The organism is Rhizobacter sp. P1_G5 (genome assembly GCF_056405435.1).
The window spans coordinates 1-1,966 of sequence record NZ_JBFUCB010000865.1 but is presented as its reverse complement, the minus strand read 5'-3'; the positions used below and the strand labels follow the sequence as shown (position 1 = coordinate 1,966).

Annotated in this window: 2 protein-coding genes; one reads left to right on the top strand and one right to left on the bottom strand. The window is 71.3% G+C overall.

The annotated features are described in order from the left end of the window. Window positions 1–518 (top strand): tyrosine-type recombinase/integrase (locus AC1D12_RS32075; RefSeq protein ID WP_477845203.1); only part of this gene is annotated, 518 nt, incomplete at its 5' end. Here the strand turns inward: AC1D12_RS32075 and AC1D12_RS32070 are convergent. Next, a partial coding sequence (locus AC1D12_RS32070) for a hypothetical protein (protein WP_477845202.1) occupies window positions 519–1,966 on the bottom strand: 1,448 nt, incomplete at its 5' end.

Here is a 1,966-nt window from a genome sequence, read left to right as displayed (position 1 = left end):
ACCAGTGCATCGTCGAGCTGCTGTACGGCTGCGGGCTGCGCGTCGGCGAACTGGTGGGGCTGGACGTGCGGGCCAGCGGCGAGGCGGCCGGCTGGATCGACGCCGCCGAGGCCGAGGCGCAGGTGCTCGGCAAGGGCCGCAAGCGCCGCAGCGTGCCGGTGGGCGGGCCGGCGCTGCAGGCGCTCGCGCAATGGCTGGCGCTGCGCGGCACGCTGGCCGATCCGGGCGAGCCGGCGCTGTTCGTGAGYCGGCGCGGCACCCGCCTGACCGACAGCCAGGTGCGTTCGCGGCTGAAGCGACGCGCGCTGCAGGCCGGGCTGCCGACGCACGTGCACCCGCACATGCTGCGGCATTCGTTCGCATCGCACCTGCTGCAATCCAGCGGCGACCTGCGCGCGGTGCAGGAGCTGCTGGGCCACGCCAACATCTCGACGACGCAGGTCTACACGAAGCTGGACTTCCAGCACCTCGCGAAGGTCTACGACGCGGCGCATCCGCGCGCCAGGCGCAAGCCCTGATCAGCGCAGCACGGCCCCGATCACCTCGTCGAGCTTGCGCAAGCCCTCGCGCGCATCGCCCAGGTAGCGCTGGATGCCCAGCCGCAGCGCCTTCGCCGCGGCCTCGTCGAACAGCCCCATCGCGTCCTTCACGTCCTCGCCCTTCTCCTGCAGCTGCAGCGCGGTGTTGCCGGTGGCCAGCGTCAACGCACCCAGCGCCRCAAGGCCGGTGTCGCGCGACGACACCTCGCCGTAGCGGCCGTGGAAGCCGTCGAGCAGCTTGCGCGAGCGGGCATCCAGCATCTCGTCGAGCGCGTCGCCGACCATCGCCGCCACGTCGGCCCGCGTGAAGCGCCGCTGCAGCGCGTCTTCCACCTTCTCGCCCAGTGCATGCAACGCCGGGCCGTCGAACCTTTCCACCGGCTCCAGGCGGATTTCCTCGAACAGCGGGTAGCGCACCAGCTCGCGGATCAGCACCGGGTAGCGCCAGCAGCGGCGCACATGCCTGGGCATCAGCCAGCTCGCGAGGTTGCGGTAGTACTGGTGCACGTCGGTGAGGTTGCGGCCGGTCAGGCCGACCAGGTTGACGTTGACGAAGTGATGCCAGGTCGAATCCGTGACGACGCGGCCCACCTCGGCCTGCTGCCCGTCGTAGGCGCAGACCGGGATGAACGAGCGCGGCGCGACCGCCGCCTTGCCCGGGAACGCATTGCCCTCGGACACCGTCAGCGCGATCGCCTCCGGCACGACGCGCTGCGTGCTGCCGGTGGCCATCGGCCATTCGTCGGTGACGCCGTCGGGCAGCTTGCCGGTCAGCACCGCCGGCACGCGGCATTCGCCTTCGTGCGGGTGGTCGGGGAACACCTCGATCGCGCGCGCCGGCGCGGCGCCCGGCACCTGCAGCACCGGGTGCGCGACGCCAACGCCGAAGCTGGTGCGGAAGTTCACGTACAGCCGCTGCGGCAATGCATCGGACTGATCGGCGAACTCGAACACGTCGTTGGCGCCGGGCGCGGTGGTGGTCAGCCGGTCGATGCCGCCGCCGCTCGGCGTGTCGGCCGCGGCCCAGCGCCGCATGCCTTGCACGCGCGGGATCGTCATGCACATCGCGGCGCCCAGGTCTTCATGGTCGCCGGTGGCGAACAGCCCGCCGCCCTGCTGCATGAAATTGACGATCGCCGCCTGCCCACCCGGCTCCTGCGCAAGGCCGGCGCCACCCTCGGTGGTGATCGCGAGCAGGAACACCACGTCGTAGCGCGATTTCAGCAGGCCATGCGCCGCGTCGGTGAACTGGAAGTTGCTGATGTGCTGGGTCGTCGTGTCGAGCGTCGCGGCACTGGCGGCCCCCGGCGTGTACAGCGCGGTCCGCACGATCGGCGTCATCGCGTGCACGGTGCTCGTGCGCAGTGCGTCGACGAAGCGGGTCAGGCCGAAGTCGTCGCCGACGCTGAAGTTCAGCCCGTCGGTGA